Genomic DNA, 20903 nt, shown 5'->3' on the forward strand with positions numbered 1-20903 from the left:
TACTGCCGCAGCGGTTCCGGCAATTTCATAACAGGGGATAAAACCGAGGTTCGCCACGTATGTACGGGCGGACATGCCACCCGGCGGTCATGGGCCGGCGCGTTCGGAGTCCTCCCCCACGGGGGCCGGTGTCGTCGGCGTGGGGTTGCCGCAGCATGTCCGTCGTGAGCCATGAAGACTCTACGGCGTTGCGCCGGCTGCTGCCGGCGTCGGCGTGCGCGCCCCTCGCGCGCATGATGGGGTACCCCGTCACGGGGAGGGAGGGACACGGGCCACGCGGATAGTGTTCCGGCCGTGAGCGCGATGGGGATTCGACCGCCCCCTCGGTGTCGGCGGCTCCAATGGTCGGCAGCGTCGGCGGGCGCTGCACGTCGGTGTGTACGTCGCGGGCTGCTCCATGCCGCCGCGTGATGGCTGCCGGCGCTCTTGGCGCAAGTGCCCCTATATGCGTCCCGTGGCATCGCCTAGGCGCGTTCCGTGTTCCGTGCGATGGGATTCCCCGTGTCGTGGCTGTCGGGCGTTCTATGGGCCGGTTCCGTGACGTTGCGATGTGGGCGGGGTGTGGTTGTGGCGTTAACGAATGGTTCACGGTTTGATGTGCGCGCCGGTGTGTGCCGACCTAATGCCAAACGATGGTTCATGCCGTTCGAGGGGTGGGGCTTGCTTCATGTGGTGTGTTCCGTGTGGCGTCTACTCTCTCTCACATCCGTGTAGACGCGTCTACACGTCTACACGTTGCGGCAGTAGGGCTAACGGGCGTCTACAGGTGGCGTCTACCCGTCTACCGGGCTGGTCGCTGGTCGCGTCCGGTAGACGGGTAGACGCTGAGTGTAGACGGGTGGAAACCGTTGCAATCATTGATGTAGACGGGTAGACGCGTCTACATTCACTCGGCACCCTCCCGCAAGCACCATAGGGAACCCGAAACCGTGGCTCCGGCCTTCACGCAAGACACCTTCGCGTCATCCTGTTTCGCCATGTCGGCGAGCGCGGTGTTAACGAATGGTCTCCACTTCGGACGTAACCCGTTGCGTATCTGTCTGCCGGTGAGCGATTGCCCGCGTCGTCGTTCGAGGAACTGGAGAATCTTCACGGGCGTGCCTTCGCGTAGTTCGTCCTGTTCGTCGCGTGCCTCACGGGCGGCGGATTGCTTGAGCTTCGCGAGGTCGGCGGCGCGTTCGCGGCTACGGTCGCGCTCCAGTGCCATGCATTGCCGGCGCACCATCTGCGAGTAGGCGAGTACTTCGCCCGATAGTCTCCAGTCATCGACGGTCACGGTCAGCGGGTCAATACGGTCGGGGTCGAGCCACGGCAGCAGGGCGGCTACCTTGAGGCGTACTAGGTTGCCGTGCATGTCGAGACGGTCGCCCGCCTCTCCCGCCACGATGGCGCGCCGCTGCTCGAACGTGGCGCGCCGCGCCTCTTCCGGGTATCTGACCTCGGTCAGAGGGTAGGCGCTGCCGTGGCCCATCATCGCGTAGCGGTCGCCTTGACGGTACAGGGTCTGTATCGCGTCGGTGTCGTCGGGGAACCGTGTGGCGTCGAGTAGCGGGGCCATGCCCGTATGCCCCCAGTCGTCGTACTGGATGACGTGGGCGGGATTGTCGCGCATGTCGGCCCATAGGAACCGTTGCGGCAGTCCCGTATCCGATTGGGAGAACAACAGGCCCGCGTTACCCGGCTGCACACCCGTTATGAGGTTCAGCCGGTACCCGTATCGGGGCACGCGATACGTGTCGGCCGCGTGCTTGGTGCGGCTCCCCAATGGCTCCCCGCTCCATGCCTTCGTCAACTCGCCCGCCAACGTCGAACCCTGACGGGCCATGACCGCACCCAACGTACTCACCTCGGGCACGCTCAACAGGGCTCGACGGTTCACGCACCGCAGCACGGTACGCGGCCCATCCCCGTCCTTGTCGCCGCTCTCATCGGCGACGCGCTCGCAGAACATCGTGGCTAGGCTCTCCCCGCTGCCGGGCTGGGAGGTCACGGCGTCGCGGATGTCCGGCAGCAGAGCGGCGGCGACGCTCTCGGCCGCACCCTTGCCCATACCGCTCGCGCCCACGAGCGCCACGAACGTGTTCAACGACGCGCCGCCCGCGCCAACGAACGGCGGGATTATCACGTGAGGCGGCAGCACCGTAGCCACACGCGCCAATAGGGACATGAATACGCCCCACGGGCTGGTGAGCGACTGCCGGGCCGCGTCACGAATCACGGTCAGATACGGGGCCTCAAGCCAAAACCGCTCAAACCGTTCCATATCCGCCGTATCCACGCCCGTACCATCGTCGTCCGGCTCCACGTCCTCCACGGACACGGCCGTATCGGCGAGCGCCGCCGCTGTGTCCGATATGGGCGTTGGCATGGGTTGTGGCAGTTGCTCGAACCGTTCGCGCAACATCACCGCGTCCGAAGCGTCGTGCGCGGCACCAGCGGCCCGCACCACCGTAAGCGAGCCGGCCACCGGCGTCAGCAGCTCCACCACCTGAGAACGCCACTTGCAGCCCGTCACGTCCCTATCGGCCACGGCGATTACGCGCCCGTCACCTAGCGTGGCCGCGACGTTCTCCACGTCGAGCACGCTTGAGAGATTGCCGCCGCCGCCCGGCGCGGTGGTCGCCGCATACCCGCAAGCCCACAACACGGCCGCGTCCTTCTCGCCCTCCACGAAAAACACCGGATTACCGGCCTTCGCATAAGGTGCCACACGGTCGGCCAACCACAACGAGTGCCGGCCACCGGTATTGCCGTGCTGCCGTATCCGCTTCGCCGGCGAACGCGATACCTCCAGCCCGTCCCCGTACTCGTACACGGCACCACGGGGATTGTCGTAAACCATGACCTCGCGCCCGTTCGAGCCCACGCACGCCGTATCCGCCTGTAGGGCGCTCGCGAGCGTGCCGGCGTAATCCTCGCCGCCGCCGCATGATTTGCACCGCAACAGGGTGGCCGTCGTGAACGGCGCATACAGGACACGCAACGCGTCCGCCTCGCCACACACGGGACACGCGGCAGCAGTCGGCCCATAGGCGGGCGTGACCTCCAGTCGGGTACACAAGTCCCGGAACGGCGTGGAAAGCGTTCCACGCGCCGATTCCGGCACATACGGGGCGGGTATGTCGAACGGCTCCCACTTCACCGCGTCCGCTTCGCGCTGCCGTGTCCTGTCGGCGAGCGCCCGCAACTCTTCGGGCGTGAGGGTGGAATACGTGCGTCGGTAGGCGGTGCGGGCCGCGTCGCGTGTGGGGCGGGGCTTGTCGAACAGGTCGCCCCAGTCCAGTCCCAACGCCTTCAGGACGTCGAGAGGTGTACAGTCCGCGAAGCATTTGAGCAGCACGCACCCGCGTTCGCGCCTGTAGACGACGTGCAGTGAAGGCGCGTCGTCGTCGTGCGCGGGGCATTGAACCATGTAGTCATCGTCTCGGCGGGTCTCTATGCGCAAGCCGTGGGCGCGCGCCGCGTCAAGAATCCTGTCTATCGACGTGCTCATATCATCCCCTCACATATGGCGCGGTGCATGGCCGCGAAACCTTGCGGCGAGCGCCTGTAGGGCTTTCGGGATAGGCGGGTATCGGGCGCGCGTCGAGACCGGCGCATAGCGGCATGAACCGTATCGACGGGCGGCACAGGGGGTGAAAAAAGGTGCGCTGGGTTAGCCCCTCGCGGTTGGCGGGGGCTGTGTTCTCAATGGTCATGGCGGCGTCAGCACCCCACGAACTTGTCAAGAGATGCGGTGGTAATCATCACGCGCGTACCGACCTTGATGGCCTTGAGCTTGCCTTCACGCACGAGACGCATGGTCACGCGTTCATCCTTGAATCCCAACGATTCCGTAGCGGCCTTCAACGGCTCCAGACGGCGGCGCGACGCGGCGTGAGTCGGATTCGTATAGACGGGGGTATTAGTATCCATTATTGACCTCCTTGACGAAGCATTTGCTTCGCGTTTGCTTCAAGCAATTGCTTCGAGCAAATGCTTAAGCAATTGCTTTGTGAGATGTACAGGGTGCGCGTCGGATTTGCGTCCGACGCGCGGGGGGTTGTTGAGCGCTCCGAAGGTACCAGCTTCGGGGCGCTCGTTTTTCTGTTATCGGCGACGGTAGAACGTTTGTGCGGTTCCACGCGTCAGTAAGTAAATATACCGCGCCGCCACGCGACGGTACTTTTCTACTCACGTTTTACTGGAGTGTCGCGGATAATCTACCATTTCCCGTGTTCGATTTCGGGCGGGGAACCGGCGTAGATACGCCATAGAGCGCATATTTCGGACGCGGGGCGATACTTTTTGGTGCATCTGTCAGCATTTGCGCCCATATGCACCTTGTTAGAACAAACATTCGATTCCCTTCCAATCGCACGCCGTAGTGGCGTGTCGCCGAAAGTGATTGTCTCTGGTGTGTGCCGTCGCTTTGTCGTTATTGTCCCTAGGTCATGCAAGTACCTCCCCTAATAGTCCCGTCATGGTCTCCACGCGCACATGTGACGGCAGCAGCTCCAGCACGCGCGCCCGACGCTCCACCGGCAACGGCCGCAGCACGGCTACGCGCTCCACGGTCTCCATGCCGGCGAGCACGTCGGCGAGCGCTCGCAGTTCTCCCGTATCGTCGCCCGTGTTGGCGTCCGAAGCGGTGGCCGGCCCGTCCGACGTCGGTACGGTCGTGGTGTCTGTCGCGCTCGCCGGCGCGTCGTTTCCGTTGTCGTATGCGTTCATGCGGGCCATGACCTCGCCTAGGTGTTGTTCGCCGGTGACTTGGTAGCGGCTCGCGACGGCCATTGTGGTATGCCCGCCCTGTCGCATGACCTCGCTCACCGTGGCTCCCAGTTCCATCATGCGAGAGAGACAGTCCTTGCGGAGGTCGTGCGGGCGCATGGTCTCAAGGCCGGGCACCTGTTCGCGTGCTTTGGCGAACGCGTTGCGGTAGTGCTGCCCATAATGCACGTCGCCGGTGCGGTCGGACGTGAACAGGTGCGCGTCAGAGTCGGTGATTCCACGCTGTTCCATCCATGCGGCCAACCGGTCGGCGAGCGCGCGGGTCATGGGGACGGTACGGATGGAGGAACGGGTTTTCGGTGTGAGTATCGCCGTATCGCCCTTGCCGGTCTTGGGATTCTTCACGCGCTGCACCTGTTCGACCACGTGAATCGTCAACCCGTCAAGGTCGATGTGACGGCGGCGCAATCCCAGCGCCTCACTTTCACGTAGGCCCGCGCCGTTGCATAGCAGCACCACCAGCCGCACCCATTCGGGCATGACGGCAATCAACGCGTCGAGTTGTTCGCGCGTGGGGCGCACCGGCACGTGCTTTACGGCCGGCTTGCCGACCTTCAGCCGGCACGGGCTGGACGGTATGAGCGTGTGTCCTTCGTCGTCTATTGGTGTTTCGGCGGCGCTCTTCATCATCGTGGCGAGGTGACGGTACACGTGGGCGCGCCTGTCCTCAAGGTCGGCGTCGAGCTGCACCGGCCGGAACGCGTCGAACCACCGTTGCACGACTGCCGGGGTTATCGAGGTCATGGGCATATCGCCGAAGAACGGCAGCAAATACAGTTCCAGCGATTCACGGTACTTCTGTTTCGCGGTCTCTTTCAGGTCGGTGCCGTCCGGCTTCTTGCGGTGTTCCACCCACGGGCCGGCATACTCGCGGAACGTGACGGATTCACGCCGGGCCTGTTCCCTCTCCGATTGCGGCGGTGTCCAAGTGCCGGCCTTGATTGCGGTCTGTGCCGCCGTCAACCACGCTTCGCCCTCCCACTCGAACTCTTTCGGCACCATCTTGTAGCAGCGCTGGGGGAGTCCCGGCCATTGGGCGAACGCGTCAATAGGGGTCGCGTATGAGAACTCTAGGTAGTCCCGGCCATGCTTGCGCGTGGGCTTCACGTGGCCGAACGCGCGCCGCTTGCGCTTCGCCTGTCTCGCCATGCAGCACCTCCATGTGGCTTAGTGGGGTACGAGCGTCCCCGGCCGATTTCGTTACCCCACTATGTACCCCACACCGTCCCCATATCCACGCGCCAATACGCACCATCGCGCGAACGGCCGGCGAGCGCCGGAACGGCCCGGAACCGTTGCAATGCCGCCGTTTTCGGCATGAAAAAAAGGGATTCACGAGAAACCGTGAATCCCTAGCGGGCGGAGTGAGGGGGATTCGAACCCCCGAGCCGCTCAAAGCAGCTAACACCTTAGCAGGGTGCCCCTTTCGGCCACTCAGGCATCACTCCACATTGTGTCATGAACACAACAGCATGAAACTATACACCACCCCTCGGATGCGACCCGCCGTATTCACAAAATCCATGATTTTCGCATACCCACATACTGACAGGGAACCTCCGGCACCGCCATCGTGCGTCATGTGTCGCATACCGCGTCGCATGCATATAGGCGGAGCCGGAGGTACGCCATTGTCCGTCCGTCTCCTGCGGGCCATTCTATCCCCAAACGTCGCGCGACACCCGGTTCCCACGGCAATCCCCGTGGCGGCATGGGCGGCGGTATCCTCGACGGAAAGAGCGGGAGAAGAAAGGCAGAGCAGCCATGAGACACATCAACGGCGTCGGTCGTCATACGCCGCCGTCCAACGGACCGTCACACGTCAGGACCATCGTGGTCGTCGCGCTGGTCGCGGCGATCGTGCTCACGTTCAGTGGAGGCGCGTGGGCGGTATCCACCGGCCGGATCGGCGCGGTCGGGGAGACGCCGGAAGCGGCGGAATCCACGGAATCCCGGATCAGGCAGGCCGTGCCCAAGCCCGCCGCCGAGCATCACGGCAACTCCCCGGACTGCCCGGACACGGACTGCATCGCGATGCTCGTCAACGGCGACCTGCTGTTCCGTGAGGGTCTGTGGGAGCATTTCGCGGGGCCGGACACCACGGCCACCGACGGCACCGCGTTCGACTTCGACCCGCTGTTCGAGCCGATGAGGAAGTACATCCAGGCCTCCGACATCGCCGTATGCGAGTTCGAGACGCCGATCGCCCCGCGCGGCGGCCCCTACTCCGCGTACCCGGTCTTCAACATCCCGCCCGAGGTGGCGGACGCCGCCAAGCACGTCGGCTACGATGCGTGCACGCACGCCACGAACCATTCGTGGGACCAGGGCTCCGACGGCATCGCGCGCCTGTGGGACACGCTCGACTCGCTGGGCATCGCCCAGACCGGCTCGTACAAGACCGAGGCGGATTCCGTCAAGCCGCTCGTCATCGACTCGCCGACCGGCGGTGGCAAGCTGGGCCTCGTCACCGGCACCGTCTCGCTCAACGGCCAGACTGCCGACCAGGATTGGCGGGTGGACCGTCTGCGCGAAAGCGGCGACCCGCACCATGATTCCGACATCCAACGCGCGGTCGACAAGGCGGACAAGGCGCGCGAACAGGGCGCCGACGTGGTCGCCATCGCCATGCACTCGGTGCAGGAGTACCTCGACTACGCGGATTCCTGGCAGGTGTCCGAGGCGCACGAGCTCGCCGATACGGGCGCGTTCGACGTGATCTATGGCGCCGGATGCCATTGCGCGCAGCCGATCGAGCATTACAACGGCACGTGGATCGTCTACGGTCTCGGCAACGCGGTCACCGTCACCTCGTACATCCCCGGCAACGAGGTGAACAACCAGGGCGTCACCGCGCGCGTCCAGTTCGCCGGCAAGAAGGGCGTCAAGGGGTCGTGGCGCGTGAGCCGCATCGACTGGCTGCCCACCGCGAACATGCGGCAGGGCCAATACGTGTGGTGCCCGATCTCCTCCGACCGCCCGGACGGCGTGTGCTGGAACGAGACGGAGGACGCGAGGCAGCGCCAGCGCATCTCCGACGTCATCTATGCGATGGGCGCCGACCCGAACGTCGTGCGCGAGTGGAACATCACGGACGAACGACAGGCGACCCGGTGACGCGCACCCACGCCGGCCCGCGCTAAGGTAGGCTCCATGACCATGCCGCACACGCCATCCGCCACATCCCCGATCATCCTCGACACGCAGCCGGAGCGCACCGACCTGCCGCTCGTCGTCATGCCCGCCGTGCTCGGCTCGATGATCGCGCCGCTCACCGCGCAGCTGGAACGTCTGCATGACGTCGCCCGCGTGCGCATGTACGGCGACTTCACCGAGGACGAGGACCTCATCGCCAGTCGCGTGGCCGGCGCGACCGTCATGCTCAACGGCGGTCCGCACATCTCCGACGCGCTGCTGCGCCGCCTGCACGCGGACGGCCTCAAGTGCATCGTGTTCTCCGGCACCGGCGTCGCCAGCTACATCGATCTGGCGCTCGCGCGCGAGCTCGGCATGCGCATCTGCAACGCCGTCCACTACGGCGACGCCGCCGTCGCCGAACACACGTTCGCCCTCCTGTTCGAGCTCACGCGGCATGTCGGCGCGCTCGACGCGGGCGTCAAGGCGGGCGGCTGGTCCGGTCCGTTCGCGGACGGCATGCAGCTCGCCGGCCGCCGTCTCGGCATCATCGGCCTCGGCGGCATCGGCGGCGCCGTCGCGCGGATCGCGCGGGCGCTCGGTATGGACGTGTCCGCATGGTGGACCGGGCATACGCCGGTCGACCGGTTCACGCGGTACGGCGTCACGCCGGTCGACGACCTCGGCGCGCTCATCGCCGCCTCGGACGTCGTCACCGTCCACCTGCCGCTCATCGACGGAGCGACGCGCGGCATCGTCACCGCCGACCATCTCGCACGCCTCAAGCCCGGCGCGTTGTTCGTCAACACGGCGCGCGCCGAGGTCATCGCGCCGGGCGCGCTCGCGGAACGTCTCGCGCGCGGCGACGTCCACGCGGCACTCGACGTGTTCGACAAGGAGCCGCTTCCCACCGACGACCCGTTGCGCGCGATGGACAACGTGATCCTCACGCCGCACGTCGCGTGGCGCACCGACGGCGCGTTCGCCGACCTCACCAGGCAGATGGCGGACGCCACGCTCGCCTACCTCACGGGCGGCGACGTGAACGTCGTCGTCTCCGAACACAATCGCGAGGCGTGATGCGGACGATCCTCGACCCGACGGACCAGCCCGCGCACGACGCGTTCGTCGAGAAGAAATCCGAGTTCATCGGCGACGCCGCGCACGTCGCGACGCTCGACGAGGCGCTCGCCTTCGTCGAGCGGATCCGCGAGCGGCATCCGAAATCACGTCATGTCGCCTACGCGGCCGTCTGCGGCGGCGCCGACGGCCGCGTGGCGGAGCGCATGAGCGACGACGGCGAGCCGTCCGGCACCGCCGGCAAGCCGATCCTCGACGTGATCCGCGCGAACGACCTCACCGACTGCGTGGTCGCCGTGACGCGGTATTTCGGCGGCATCCTGCTCGGCTCCGGCGGGCTCATCCGCGCGTATTCGACCGGTGCGTCGATCGCCGTGAAGGCGGCGCGGCAGGCGGCGATCGTGCCGTGCCGGCGCTACCTCGTCGCGTTGCAGTACCCGCAGCTCAAACGGTTCCAGCAGATCCTCGCCACGGTGCACGGCACGCAGTCCGACGAGACGTACGCGGCCGACGTGACGCTCGTCGCGTCGCTGCCGGTCGACGAAGCTCCGCGATTCGAGGATCTCGTGCGCGAGACGTTCAATGCGACCGTCGTGCCGGAGCCGCTCGACGTGGTGAACCGCGCGGTCGCGCAGGACTGACACGCGCGGTAGGCTGGGGCGCATGAGCGACACCGATTTCGAGCCGTTGACCGTCACCTACGAGCATCTGCGCCATAGCGAGGATTCCGCCGAACTGTCCGAATTCGCGCGACGCGAGCTGCCCGACCGCGCCGACCAGGCCGCGTTCTCGCGCGCCACCGCACTGCTCGAGGCCGTCGGCGGCAACCCGCATACGCCGGTCGCCGACCGCGTCTTCCTCGCAGAGACGATGCCGTTCCCGAACGTGCTCGTCAAACTCGCCGCCGACCCGGAACCCGAAGTACGCAAGGCGGTCGCCGGCAACGAAAGCGACAAGAACTGGCTGGTCGGGCGCCTCACCAAGGACCCGGTGCCCGAAGTGCGCGACGCGGCGCTGCGCAACACGAAGACCTCGTGGAAGATGCGGCTCGAAGGCGCGCAGAACCCCGAGGTGGACGCGGCCACGCTCGCCTTCCTCGCCACGCTCGGCACCGAGCTCGAACCCGGCGCGCCCGCCGTGCTCTCCTCGATGGTGCGGCGCGCGGTGGCGCTCAACCCGAACGCCACGCCCGAGACCGTGGCGAAACTGGCCGACGACCCCTCCGCCGAGGTGCGGCACGCCGTGGCGAAGCGCAAGGCCGCGCAGGCGGGCTGACGGGCCGGCGGGGCCGACGGGATCAGAGAGGCCTTCTCGGGGCCGGCGGGCCGGCCCGAGGCGGCTCACGCGCGCGAGTAGTGTACGGCATCGCCCATGTAAACCCCACGTGTCGGCGTTTTCTCCACCTCGGCGTTACACTGGGAGCCATGACTGAGAGAACGGAAAGCGCTGAGCGGCTCGCCCGTCCGCTGATTCAGCTGGCCAAATTGGTGGGCATCGGCACCAGCTATGTGGGGATGAGCGACGACTACCACGAGATCGAGGACGATGTCCTGGTGGATCTGCTCGCCGCCTTGGGCATCGACGCCTCCGGAGAGGATGCGATCCGCGGTTCCATCAAGCACATCCGCGACGCGCGTCGCAGCCGCCTCGTACCGCCCACCGTGCTGCACACGGTCGGCGAGGACACGCGCGTGCTCGTCAACGGCGGCGTGTTCGACCTGCCGAAGGCGACCATCACGCTCGAAAGCGGCGAGGACTACGGCAGGACGCTCGACTACGGTCCCGGCGACGGCTCGAGGGCCTACGTGCTCAACGACCGGTTCATCACCACGTCGTCGATCACCATCCCCGCCGACCTGCCGGCCGGCTACCACACGCTGCACGTCACGGTGGGCGAGACCACGCAGGACGCCACGCTGATCAGCGCGCCGTCGCGCGTCGAACTGCTCGACGAGATGAAGAACGGCCGCCTGTGGGGCTGGATGGCGCAGCTGTACTCCATCCGCTCCGCGAACTCGTGGGGCGTGGGCGACTTCCAGGACCTCGCCGACCTGCTCAAGGAGGCGAAGCGCCGCACGGGCAGCGACTTCACGCTCATCAACCCGGTGCACGCCGCCGAACCCGTCTCCCCGCTGACGCCGTCGCCGTACCTGCCGATCGCGCGCGGTCTCGTCAACTTCACGTACATCCGCCCCGAGACCATCGAGGAGTACCAGCTGCTCGGCAAGGAGAGCCTCGCGCAGGTCGAGGAGCTGCACTCCTCCGTCGAGCCGCTCAACGGCGACGCCCAGCTCATCGACCGCGATTCGATGTGGCGCGCGAAGATGCACGCCCTGTGGATCATCTTCAAGCTCGGCCGTTCCCCGGAGCGCCAGCAGGCGTTCGCCGACTACTGCAAGGCCGCCGGCGACGACCTCGAAGGCTACGCCACCTGGTGCCTGTGCTACGACAAGTGGGGCGCGCCGACCCGCGAGCTCGACAACTGGGAGCAGAAGTTCACCAAGGATTCGCCCGAGGTCCAGGGGCTCAAGCAGCAGTTCCCCGACACGCTCAACTTCTACCGCTGGCTCGAATGGATCGCCACTGAACAGCTCGACCGCGCGCAGCGCGAGGCCCGTGAGGCGGGCATGCGCATCGGCCTCATGGCCGATATGGCCGTCGGCGTGCACGCGCTCGGCTCCGAGGTCTGGTGGCATCCGGAGAACTTCGCGAAGGGCGCGACCGTCGGCGCCCCGCCGGACATGTTCAACCAGCAGGGCCAGGATTGGAGCCAGCCGCCGCTGAGCCCGATCGCCCTGGAGAACACCGGCTACGCCCCCTACCGCAACCTCGTGCACAACATGTTCGCGCACGCGGGCGCGGTGCGCATCGACCACATCCTCGGCCTGTTCCGCCTGTGGTGGGTGCCCGCCGGGCGCAAGCCGGTGGACGGTGCCTACGTGCACTACGATTCCGAGACGATGCTCGGCATTCTCGCGCTCGAGGCCTCCCGCGCCGACGGCGTGGTCGTCGGCGAGGATCTGGGCGTCGTGCCCGCCTACGTGGCCGATTCGCTGTCCAAGCACGGACTGCTCGGCTGTGCCGTCGAATGGTTCGAGCAGCGCGACGGCAAGTTCCGCGCGCCTTCCGACTGGCGTCCGTACGCGCTCGCCTCGGTCAACACGCACGACCTGCCGCCGGCGGCCGGATACCTGGAGCTGGAGCACGTCGAGCTGCGCGAGCGCCTCGGCCTGCTCACCGAGCCGAAGGAGAAGGTCGAGCAGGACGCCATGAACGAGCAGAACGCCATGCTGGAGATGCTCGTGCGCGAGAACTACCTCGACGCCGACTTCGCCGACCATCGCGAGGACCACGAGCAGGACATCATCGAGGCGCAGTACCGCGCGCTCAAGGGCTCGCCGTGCAAGCTGCTCGCCGCCTCCATCACCGACGCGGTGGGGGAGAAGCGCGCGCAGAACCAGCCGGGCACCAACAACGAGTACCCGAACTGGCGCATCCCGCTCGCCGACGACAAGGGCGACGTGGTTCCGGTCGAAGGCCTGTTCGAGCGCGAGTCCGTGCAGCGCCTCGCCGCCATCATGAACGGCTGACGCGTTCGGACGAACGGTTGATGTGCCGTCCGTGTCCCTGACGGCCGAAAGTCCGCTCCCTTCACGGGGAACGGACTTTCTTTATTCTGCGCCCCCTTCAGGGGGAGCTGGCGGCCGCAGGCCGACTGAGGGGGTGCCGGGAGCGTCGGGGCGGAACGGCCCCGCCCGACTCCCGATTCTCACCGCCACGACACGCCCGGGGTGATGTCAAGGCCGGCGATATACTAGTGGATTGTTGTGTTTCCCTAAGGGGTCCTTCAAAGCGCTTTCCCACTCGCCATCGAGGACTTTCAGGGAGCCCACGGATAAAGAGGTCTGAAGCTTATCGGATCGCGCGCCCTAACCAAGCGCACACCGAGCAGCCGAAGCCCGGAACACAATAGTGAAAAGGTAGATACAGTGAAGACTTTCACTCCGAAGCCAGCTGATCTGACTCATGACTGGTACATCGTCGACGCTTCCGATGTGGTGCTCGGTCGTCTCGCCTCCCAGGTCGCGAACCTGCTGCGTGGCAAGAACAAGCCGACCTTCGCGCCGCACGCCGACTCCGGCAACTACGTTATCGTCATCAACGCCGACAAGATCGCGCTGACCGGTAACAAGCTGGGCAAGGAACTGTACTCGCACTCCGGCCGTCCCGGCGGTCTGCGTCGCGACAAGTACTCCGAGCTGCTCAAGAACAAGCCGGAGCGCATCATCACCTCCGCCGTCAAGGGCATGCTGCCGAAGAACCGTCTGTCCAAGGTGCAGCTCGGCCGTCTGCGTGTCTTCGCCGGCTCCGAGCATCCGCACGCTGGCCAGAACCCGCAGGTCTTCGAGATCCAGCAGGTTTCTCAGCAGGCTAAGTGAACCGAAGGGAGATAGAGAACATGGCTGAAAACACCAACAACTCCGCGGTTCAGGAAACCGAAGAGGAGCTCACCAGCTACACCACCGAGACCAACGCCGGCGCCGGCACCGGCACCTCCGCGATCGAGCCGGGCTACGGCACCGGTCGTCGCAAGGAGGCCGTCGCCCGTGTCCGCCTGATCCCGGGCTCCGGCAAGTGGACCATCAACGGCCGCACCCTGGAGGAGTACTTCCCCTCCAAGCTGCTGCAGCGTGAGGTCAACTCCCCGATTGTGCTCCTCAAGCTCGAGGGCAAGTTCGACGTCGTCGTCCTCGTCGACGGTGGCGGCACCACCGGCCAGGCCGGCGCCATCCGCCTCGGCGTGGCCCGTGCGCTGAACGCGATCGACCGCGACGCCAACCGCGCCGAGCTGAAGAAGGCCGGCTTCCTGACTCGCGACGCCCGCGTCGTCGAGCGCAAGAAGGCTGGTCTCCACAAGGCCCGTCGCGCCCCGCAGTTCTCCAAGCGTTGATTCGCCTGGGCGCTGCCCATCACGACAAGGAACCCCGTCACCGTTCATCCGGTGGCGGGGTTCCGTCGTTTTCGTGGGGGGCTTACGGAGCGTCCCGGGATCTCGCGGAAGACCCCGGGAGCTTGGGACCCCGGTCCTCAGCTCAGCTGCTTCATCAGGCTGATGCTGAGTGCGGGGAACGTCCACACGTTCGTGTCCGGCTCGGATTCCGTCTCGGCCCCGGTCGCGGCCTCCGGCTGCGCCGGTGCGGCGGTGGGTCCGGTGGGTCCTGCGGATTCCGGTCCGGAATCGGCGACGGACGCGTCGGCGTCCTTCACGTTTGCGGCGTTCGTGCCGTTCGTGCCGTTGCCGTTCGCGACGTCCGCGCCACCCGTAGCGAGCGGCGTCGGGATGGCGCCGGCCATGGCGTGCGCCGCCTGCTGCGGCTCCGGCGCGTGCCGGTGCAGCAGCAGTGCCGCGGCCTTCTCGGCTTTCGCCCGTTCCTCCTTCTCCGCGGCGGCCTTCGCCTCCGCGTGGGCGATCGCCTTCATGTCCGCGTCGAGCGCGTCGGACAGCTGGCGCGCGGTGGCGCCGTCGCCCTCGCCCTGCATCCGTTCGACCAGATCGTGGATCTCGCTGCTTTCGGGCACGCTGATCGTCCACAACGTCTGCTGGCCGTCCAGTTTGAGATCCGCGACGGCGCGGCCGCGGCCGGGCATATGGCCGGTGCTCTCCGCCGAGCACCATGCGGGCGTCCATTCGCTGTCCGAGGGGAGTCGGAACTGCTTGTCCTCCGGCACGCCGTTGATGACGATGAGGATGTCGGTCTCGCTCGCGTCGAGCAGCTGCATCGCGAAACTGCGCTGGCCGAGGTCGAACCAATCGCGTTCCATCGGCGTGGTGCCGTTCGGCAGGAACCATTGGATGCGGCTCGACGGCTTGAGCAGGCCCAGCTGCGTGAGCCTGGTGAAGAAGCCCTCCTGATGGTACAGGTCGAGCGACTTGCGCAGGGCCACCAGCTTCGACACGGTCTCGAGGCGGTGCATGTGCCAGCTCTTCTCCGGCTGGTACAACCAGTCCCATTTCAGGTAGCTGATCGGGCTGTCCTGGCAGTAGGCGTTGTTGTTGCCGTCCTGCGAGTTGCCGAATTCGTCGCCGGCGAGCATCATCGGCGTGCCGAGGCTGAGCAGCAGCGTGCCGAGCATGTTCATCGCCGCGCGTTCGCGCCGCGCCACGACCGTCACGTCGTCGGTCTCGCCCTCCACGCCGAAGTTCGCGGAATGGTTGACGTTCGATCCGTCGTTGTTGTTCTCGCCGTTCGCCTCGTTGTGCTTGTTCGCGTAGCGGGTGAGGTCGGTGAGCGTGAACCCGTCATGGCAGGTGACGAAGTTGATCGACGATGCGGCGCCGCGGCCCGGATCGGTGGCGAACAGGTCGGCGGATCCGCACAGACGCGTCGCCATCTCCTGCATGCCGATGCGTCCGACACGTCCGCCGCCCTCCACGTCGGTGAGCCAGAACTGGCGTGACGTGTCGCGGAAGCGGTCGTTCCACTCGGCGAACGGCACGGCGAACTGTCCGGTGCGCCAGCCGAGATTGCCCAGATCCCATGGCTCCATGATGAGCTTGAGGTTGCCGAGCAGCAGGTCGGCGCGCAGCGCGTACAGGAACGGGTGGTGCTGCGTGAACTCGCCGTTGAGGCGGGCGAGCGAGACGCCCAGGTCGAAGCGGAATCCGTCGATGCCGATGCGTTTCGCCCAGTAGCGCAGCGAGTCGATCGCGAACGTGACGACGTGCGTGTTCGTGAAGTCGAACGTGTTGCCGCAGCCGGTCGTGTCCTCCAGGCGGCCGATGTTGTTCTTCTGCCGCCGGTACGTGGAGATTGCGTCGAGGCCGCGCCAGCAGACGGTCGGTCCCTCCACGCCGCCTTCGCACGAATGGTTGTAGACCACGTCCATGATGACTTCGAAGCCCGCCTCGTGCAGGGCGCGTACCATGTCGATGACCTCCTGGCGCACCGCCTCGGCTCCCGCCTCCTGCGCGGCCTTCGTGGCGTAGGAGGGCTCGGGGGCGAAGAATCCGAGCGTGTTGTAGCCCCAGTAGTTCACACGGCCGCGTTCCTGAAGGAACACCTCCGGCTGTTTCGCCTGGATCGGCAGCAGCTCGATCGACGTGATGCCGAGCCCCTGCAGATAGGCGAGCGTGGTGGGATGGGCGAGGCCGGCGTAGGTGCCGCGCAGCTCCTCGGGCAGCCATGGCGCCTGCGCGGTGAAGCCCTTGACGTGCAGCTCGTAGATGACGGTCTTGCTCCACGGGATGTGCGGATGGTCGGGGTCGGCGTCGTGCTTGGTCTTGTCGCGGTCGTCGATGGCGACGGATAGCGGCATGTGGCCGAGCGAATCGACGGTGCTCATGTTGCCGAACGCGGAGCCGGTGACGCGGTTGTCCTTCACCTCGCACTCGTAGGAGAAGGCGGCGGGGCACAGTTCCATCGTGCCGTCGATGCCCTTCGCGTACGGGTCGAGCAGCAGCTTGTACGGGTTGAACCGCACGCCGTGGCGCGGGTCCCATGCGCCGTCGACGCGGAAGCCGTAGCGCATGCCGCTCCACGCCTTCGGGATGTGCACGTACCACAGGCCGTAGTTGGGGCCCTGCATACGGAACAGGGTCTCACGCACGTAGAGATCCTCGAGGATGCGCATGCAGACGGGGAATTCGCGGATCTGGTCGACGAACGGCACGTTCGGCACGTCGAACAGTCGGATGGCGTCCTGATAGAACACCGTGGGGTCGTCAAGCGATTCGATCACGCTCAGCCACACCTGATCGGCGGTCTCGGAGCGGACGACGACGTCCGCGCCGCCGTCCTCGGTGAAGTAGAAGCCAGGGCGGGTGGCGTAGCGATGCAACGGTGGGTTTCTCATACACCCATTGTAGGCGTGTCGGGTTTTCGCGGGGTCTTCCGGTGGTTTCCGCATGTGCGCGGCGTTCGTGCGGGTCGCGTGCGGTGCGTGTTCCGCGTCGATGCGTCGTTTTGGTGATTGTCGGGTGGTCGTTGGGTGGGCATCGGGAACGTTGGAATTCCGGGCGACACGCCGATGCGATTCGGTTTTAGAAAACGAATTTGCAAAACTCGGGAAAAGAAGTTATAGTGTGTATCAACACCTCGCAGGGAACGCGAGATGAACGAACTTCAACACCGTCGGTGACGACGGAAGAACAAGGAACAACAAGCAACAGTCTTCGCAGTCGAAGACGCATCGAAAGGAACCATCATGAAGGCACTCGTGCTCACCGGCGTCAAGCAGTTCGAGATCCAGGACCTGCCTACCCCCGAGATCGCGCCGAACGAGGTACTCATCAACACCGCCTACGCCGGCGTGTGCGGCACCGACCACGACCTGTACGCCGGCCGCCCGGGCTCCGCCGCCGCCGTCCCGCCGATCGTCCTCGGCCACGAGAACTCCGGCATCGTCGAGGCCATCGGCTCCGAGGTCACCAACGTCAAGCCCGGCGACCGCGTCGCCGTCGATCCGAACATCTACTGCGGCCAGTGCGAGTTCTGCCTCACCCAGCGTCCGGAACTGTGCGACCACCTGTCCGCCGTCGGCGTGACCCGTGACGGCGGCCTCGCCGAGCAGTTCACCGCCCCGGCCACCGTCGTCTACAAGCTGCCGGATAACGTCTCCCTCAAGGACGCCGCCGCCATCGAGCCGATCTCCTGCGCCGTGCACGGCGTCGACCTGCTCAAGCTCAAGCCGTACCAGAAGGCCCTCGTCATCGGCGATGGCTTCATGGGCCAGCTCTTCGCCCAGATCGTGCAGGCCTACGGCGTGCATCAGGTCGACCTCGCCGGCATCTTCGACGAGAAGCTCCAGCGCAACCAGGAGCTGTTCGGCGTGAAGAACATCTACAACACCACCCGTGAGGCCATTCCGGAAGGCGCCTACGACGTGATCATCGAGGCCGTCGGCCTGCCGCAGACCCAGGCCCAGGCCGTCGCCGCCGCCAACAAGGGCGCCCAGGTGCTCATGTTCGGCGTCGGCCCGCAGGAGGCGCACTTCGAGATGAACACCTACGACATCTACAAGAAGCAGCTGACCATCCAGGGCTCCTTCATCAACCCGCTCACCTTCAAGGACGCGATCAGCCTGCTGGAGTCCGGCAAGATGAACGTCGACCCGCTCATCAGCCACGAGCTCGAGCTCGAGCAGGTCCAGGACTTCCTCGACGGCAAGATCAAGGGCGTTTCCAAGGCCGTCGTCAAGCTCGCCCACTGAGTTCCGCAGCCGGGGCCCTCGCCCCGCTCCGTTTCATAGACTTGGCCGCCGGTTTTCCCCTTTTTCCCGGCGGCCATTACACTTTTCGGTCAATACACCGCCCCTTATCCGACAACGACGTTTATGTAGGGATTATTCATGATTCGCTTCTTCGAAAAGTTCGGCATCCCCCGTGTGCTGCTCCTCGGCTTCCTCGCCGTGGCCATCTTCATGACGGGTGACGGCTTCGAGCTCACCTTCCTGTCCAAATACATGGTCGACCAGGGCTTCACCGCCGCGCAGGCTTCCGGACTGGTCACCGTCTACGGTCTGTTCGCCGCGCTCGGCGGCTGGACCGCCGGCGTGCTCGCCGAGATGTTCGGCGCCCGGCGCGTCATGATGTTCGGCGCCTGCTGGTGGATCGGCGTCCACCTGGTGTTCCTCGCCCTCGCGCTGCCCAGCGGCGTCTACCCGTTCATCCTCGCCGTCTATGCGGTGCGCGGCATCGGCTACCCGCTGTTCATCTACTCGTTCGTCGTGCTGATGGCGCAGTACATCACCCCCGCCCGCCTCGCCTCCGCCACCGGCTTCTTCTGGACCTGCTTCTCGCTGGGCATCGGCGTGTTCGGCGCCTACCTGCCGAGCTTCATCATGCCGCACTTCGGCGAGTACAGGACCTTCTGGTTCGCGCTGCCGTTCTCGATCGTCGGCACCATCATGTGCTTCCTCTTCGTCCCGAAGAACAAGATCGTCAAGGGCGAGGGCCTGAGCACCAAGGAGAAGCTCAGGGAGCTCACCGACGGCGCCACCATCCTGTTCACCAACCGCAAGATCGCCACCTGCGCCATCATCCGCATCATCAACAACCTGCTGCTCTACGGCTTCCCGGTCATCATGCCGCTCTACCTGTGCACCACGAAGTACGGCGGCATCAACATCTTCAAGACCGAAGAGTGGATGCGCATCTGGGGCTTCGTGTTCGTCGTCACCCTGATCTTCAACACCTTCTGGGGCTGGTTCATGGACCGCTTCGGCTGGGTCTGGCCGATGCGCTGGTTCGGCTGCGGCGTGCTCGCCGTCGGCTCCGTCGCCTTCTACTACATCCCGCAGTGGTTCGGCGCGAACGCGCTGATGATGATCGTCGCCTCCATCATCGTCGGCATCGGCACCTGCGCGTTCTCCTGCCTGCCGACCATCATGACGCTCGAAGCCCCCGACAAGCAGGGCGCCGCACTGTCCGCCTACAACCTGGCCGCCGGCCTGACCACGTTCGTCGGCCCCGGCATCGCCACGGTCCTGCTGCCGTCGATCGGCATCGAAGGCATTTGCTGGACGTACGCGGCGCTGTACGTGGTGGCGCTGCTGCTCACCTGCACCCTGCATCCGAAGCAGCCCGGCTTCGACGAGAAGGGCCACCGCATCAAGGAAACGAAGACCGAGACGGCGGAGTCTGCGATCGCGGCCTGATCGGCAACGAAATACCAATGATCGATTATTCGGGCGGCATGGCGTCGGCCACGCCGCCCGAATGACGGATTATCCTGAACCTGTCGAGACAATCGAATCAACCATCACCATTCAAAGGAGAATCATCATGGCCAAGAAGATGACCGAATTCACCACCGACCTCCAGCACTCCGGCATGATCGCCAAGGACCTGGACGAGACCATCAAGTTCTACACCGAGACGCTCGGCTTCGAACTCGCCGGCCTGTTCCACAACGGTGAGAACCGTTGCGCCTTCCTGCGCTACGGCCACCTGACCATCGAGACCTGGGAGGGTGATCCGGCCCCGCTGACCACCGGTGCGATCAACCACTGGGCGTTCGACGTTCCGGATATCGAGGCCGCGTGGGAGAACGCGAAGGAACTCGGTCTGGAGATCAAGGAGGATGAGATCCAGTCCATTCCGAGCTTCTGGGACAAGGGCATCCGCTACTTCAACGTCTTCGGCCCGAACCGCGAGACCCTCGAATTCTGCGAGATTGTCAAGTAACCCGCTCCGCCTCTCCATCCAACCAACAGTCTGCGCATGGCCGACGCGTTCATCCGCGTCGGCCATGCGCATTCGTGCCTATGGAACGGATTGTGTCGCGTGGTGTTGTGGTGGTGTCTGGTTGTTTCCTCCCGCTGGCGGGAGGTGGCGCGTAGCGCCGGTGGGTGGTTGTTGGTTGCGTGTTTTCGACACGCCGGTGTTTTGGCTTGTTTCTGGGGTTTTTGGGGTGTTGTGTTGGTGTTGGTTTGCGTTGTGGTGGTTGGTGGTGCGAGTTTGTCACTCGCTGCCGCTGAGCGGTCCGGTTGCCTTCTGTTGGTTGGTTTCCGGGTTGTTCGGTGTGTGTGGTGGTTTGAGAACTCAAGAGTGTGTTGTACTACTTACTTCTTTATAGTCAATGATTGCCAGTCCGATGCCGGCTCCGGGGTTTTCTGGAGTGCCCGGGGGGGTTTGAATGGTGTCGGGGTTTTTGTGCGAACCTCTTTCCTTATAAGGGGTTCCGTCTTTTTTCTTTTTGAGAGTCATTTGTTTGGTTCTCTTCATGAAGTTTTTTGTGGAGGGTTCGATTCTGGCTCAGGATGAACGCTGGCGGCGTGCTTAACACATGCAAGTCGAACGGGATCCTGCCAGCTTGCTGGTGGGTGAGAGTGGCGAACGGGTGAGTAATGCGTGACCGACCTGCCCCGTACTCCGGAATAGCTCCTGGAAACGGGTGGTAATGCCGGATGTTCCA

General features: G+C 65.3%; 15 protein-coding genes, 1 tRNA gene and 1 rRNA gene. 11 read left to right on the top strand and 6 right to left on the bottom strand.

All coding sequences use genetic code 11. From position 1 onward, the window contains the following. Window positions 1–886: 886 nt before the first annotated feature. The 4 genes from AC1AYD_RS09815 to AC1AYD_RS09830 form a co-directional block, all read right to left on the bottom strand. Window positions 887–3493: a toprim domain-containing protein gene (locus AC1AYD_RS09815; protein ID WP_476545108.1), complete on the bottom strand. Its 2607-nt coding sequence runs from the start codon at window positions 3491–3493 to the stop codon at window positions 887–889. A gap of 212 nt (window positions 3494–3705) precedes the next feature. Beyond that, window positions 3706–3915 (bottom strand): hypothetical protein, encoded by a 210-nt coding sequence (locus AC1AYD_RS09820; RefSeq protein WP_476502811.1) that lies wholly within the window; start codon window positions 3913–3915, stop codon window positions 3706–3708. A 516-nt stretch (window positions 3916–4431) separates the two neighbouring features. After that, window positions 4432–5922 (bottom strand): tyrosine-type recombinase/integrase, encoded by a 1491-nt coding sequence (locus AC1AYD_RS09825; protein ID WP_476545110.1) that lies wholly within the window; start codon window positions 5920–5922, stop codon window positions 4432–4434. Window positions 5923–6133: 211 nt separating this feature from the next. Beyond that, window positions 6134–6221: transfer RNA gene (locus AC1AYD_RS09830), tRNA-Ser, on the bottom strand. Between the two features lie 316 nt (window positions 6222–6537). Between AC1AYD_RS09830 and AC1AYD_RS09835 the strand changes: the two genes are divergently transcribed. The 7 genes from AC1AYD_RS09835 to rpsI all read left to right on the top strand — a co-directional run bounded on the left by AC1AYD_RS09835 (window position 6538) and on the right by rpsI (window position 13939). Next, window positions 6538–7890, top strand: coding sequence for a CapA family protein (locus tag AC1AYD_RS09835; protein ID WP_476545112.1), 1353 nt, complete (start codon window positions 6538–6540; stop codon window positions 7888–7890). Window positions 7891–7926: 36 nt separating this feature from the next. After that, on the top strand, window positions 7927–8988 hold the full coding sequence (locus tag AC1AYD_RS09840; RefSeq protein ID WP_476545113.1) for an NAD(P)-dependent oxidoreductase: 1062 nt from the start codon (window positions 7927–7929) through the stop codon (window positions 8986–8988). Further along, window positions 8988–9629: an IMPACT family protein gene (locus tag AC1AYD_RS09845; RefSeq protein WP_476502872.1), complete on the top strand. Its 642-nt coding sequence runs from the start codon at window positions 8988–8990 to the stop codon at window positions 9627–9629. The genes AC1AYD_RS09840 and AC1AYD_RS09845 overlap by 1 nt, the downstream gene beginning before the upstream one ends. Window positions 9630–9651: 22 nt before the next feature. Beyond that, window positions 9652–10263, top strand: a complete 612-nt coding sequence (locus AC1AYD_RS09850) for an AbrB family transcriptional regulator (protein ID WP_476533070.1) — start codon at window positions 9652–9654, stop codon at window positions 10261–10263. 149 nt (window positions 10264–10412) lie between these two features. Further along, complete coding sequence (gene malQ, locus AC1AYD_RS09855; RefSeq protein ID WP_476533069.1) at window positions 10413–12578, top strand: 4-alpha-glucanotransferase; 2166 nt, start codon at window positions 10413–10415, stop codon at window positions 12576–12578. Between the two features lie 399 nt (window positions 12579–12977). Continuing rightward, on the top strand, window positions 12978–13427 hold the full coding sequence (gene rplM / locus AC1AYD_RS09860) for a 50S ribosomal protein L13 (protein WP_476502805.1): 450 nt from the start codon (window positions 12978–12980) through the stop codon (window positions 13425–13427). A 20-nt stretch (window positions 13428–13447) separates the two neighbouring features. After that, window positions 13448–13939 (top strand): 30S ribosomal protein S9, encoded by a 492-nt coding sequence (gene rpsI / locus AC1AYD_RS09865; RefSeq protein ID WP_034527187.1) that lies wholly within the window; start codon window positions 13448–13450, stop codon window positions 13937–13939. Between the two features lie 137 nt (window positions 13940–14076). On the opposite strand, the gene glgX is transcribed toward rpsI, so the two are convergent. Further along, entirely contained in the window at window positions 14077–16842 is a 2766-nt protein-coding gene (gene glgX / locus AC1AYD_RS09870; RefSeq protein WP_476545114.1) for a glycogen debranching protein GlgX, read from the bottom strand. A 351-nt stretch (window positions 16843–17193) separates the two neighbouring features. On the opposite strand from glgX, the gene AC1AYD_RS09875 reads away from it, so the two are divergent. From AC1AYD_RS09875 to AC1AYD_RS09885, 3 genes are all read left to right on the top strand, one after another. Then, complete coding sequence (locus AC1AYD_RS09875; RefSeq protein ID WP_476545116.1) at window positions 17194–18198, top strand: zinc-dependent alcohol dehydrogenase family protein; 1005 nt, start codon at window positions 17194–17196, stop codon at window positions 18196–18198. Window positions 18199–18336: 138 nt separating this feature from the next. After that, window positions 18337–19644, top strand: a complete 1308-nt coding sequence (locus AC1AYD_RS09880; protein ID WP_476545118.1) for an MFS transporter — start codon at window positions 18337–18339, stop codon at window positions 19642–19644. 127 nt (window positions 19645–19771) lie between these two features. Then, the gene (locus AC1AYD_RS09885; protein WP_476533066.1) at window positions 19772–20173 is read left to right on the top strand and encodes a VOC family protein; all 402 of its coding nucleotides are present in this window, start codon (window positions 19772–19774) and stop codon (window positions 20171–20173) included. Between the two features lie 357 nt (window positions 20174–20530). Here the strand turns inward: AC1AYD_RS09885 and AC1AYD_RS09890 are convergent, their stop codons facing one another. Then, on the bottom strand, window positions 20531–20713 hold the full coding sequence (locus tag AC1AYD_RS09890; RefSeq protein ID WP_476533065.1) for a hypothetical protein: 183 nt from the start codon (window positions 20711–20713) through the stop codon (window positions 20531–20533). A gap of 7 nt (window positions 20714–20720) precedes the next feature. Here AC1AYD_RS09890 and AC1AYD_RS09895 point away from each other — a divergent pair. Further along, a 16S ribosomal RNA gene (locus tag AC1AYD_RS09895) occupies window positions 20721–20903 on the top strand; the annotation flags it as partial.

The sequence above is a fragment of the Bifidobacterium sp. LH_426 genome (genome assembly GCF_056356875.1).

Coding starts and splice junctions, on each gene's coding strand:
- AC1AYD_RS09815 (WP_476545108.1), bottom strand. CDS start 3,493: ATGAGCACGTCGATAGACAGGATTCTTGACGCGGCGCGCGCCCACGGC.
- AC1AYD_RS09820 (WP_476502811.1), bottom strand. CDS start 3,915: ATGGATACTAATACCCCCGTCTATACGAATCCGACTCACGCCGCGTCG.
- AC1AYD_RS09825 (WP_476545110.1), bottom strand. CDS start 5,922: ATGGCGAGACAGGCGAAGCGCAAGCGGCGCGCGTTCGGCCACGTGAAG.
- AC1AYD_RS09835 (WP_476545112.1), top strand. CDS start 6,538: ATGAGACACATCAACGGCGTCGGTCGTCATACGCCGCCGTCCAACGGA.
- AC1AYD_RS09840 (WP_476545113.1), top strand. CDS start 7,927: ATGACCATGCCGCACACGCCATCCGCCACATCCCCGATCATCCTCGAC.
- AC1AYD_RS09845 (WP_476502872.1), top strand. CDS start 8,988: ATGCGGACGATCCTCGACCCGACGGACCAGCCCGCGCACGACGCGTTC.
- AC1AYD_RS09850 (WP_476533070.1), top strand. CDS start 9,652: ATGAGCGACACCGATTTCGAGCCGTTGACCGTCACCTACGAGCATCTG.
- malQ (WP_476533069.1), top strand. CDS start 10,413: ATGACTGAGAGAACGGAAAGCGCTGAGCGGCTCGCCCGTCCGCTGATT.
- rpsI (WP_034527187.1), top strand. CDS start 13,448: ATGGCTGAAAACACCAACAACTCCGCGGTTCAGGAAACCGAAGAGGAG.
- glgX (WP_476545114.1), bottom strand. CDS start 16,842: ATGAGAAACCCACCGTTGCATCGCTACGCCACCCGCCCTGGCTTCTAC.
- AC1AYD_RS09875 (WP_476545116.1), top strand. CDS start 17,194: ATGAAGGCACTCGTGCTCACCGGCGTCAAGCAGTTCGAGATCCAGGAC.
- AC1AYD_RS09880 (WP_476545118.1), top strand. CDS start 18,337: ATGATTCGCTTCTTCGAAAAGTTCGGCATCCCCCGTGTGCTGCTCCTC.
- AC1AYD_RS09885 (WP_476533066.1), top strand. CDS start 19,772: ATGGCCAAGAAGATGACCGAATTCACCACCGACCTCCAGCACTCCGGC.
- AC1AYD_RS09890 (WP_476533065.1), bottom strand. CDS start 20,713: ATGAAGAGAACCAAACAAATGACTCTCAAAAAGAAAAAAGACGGAACC.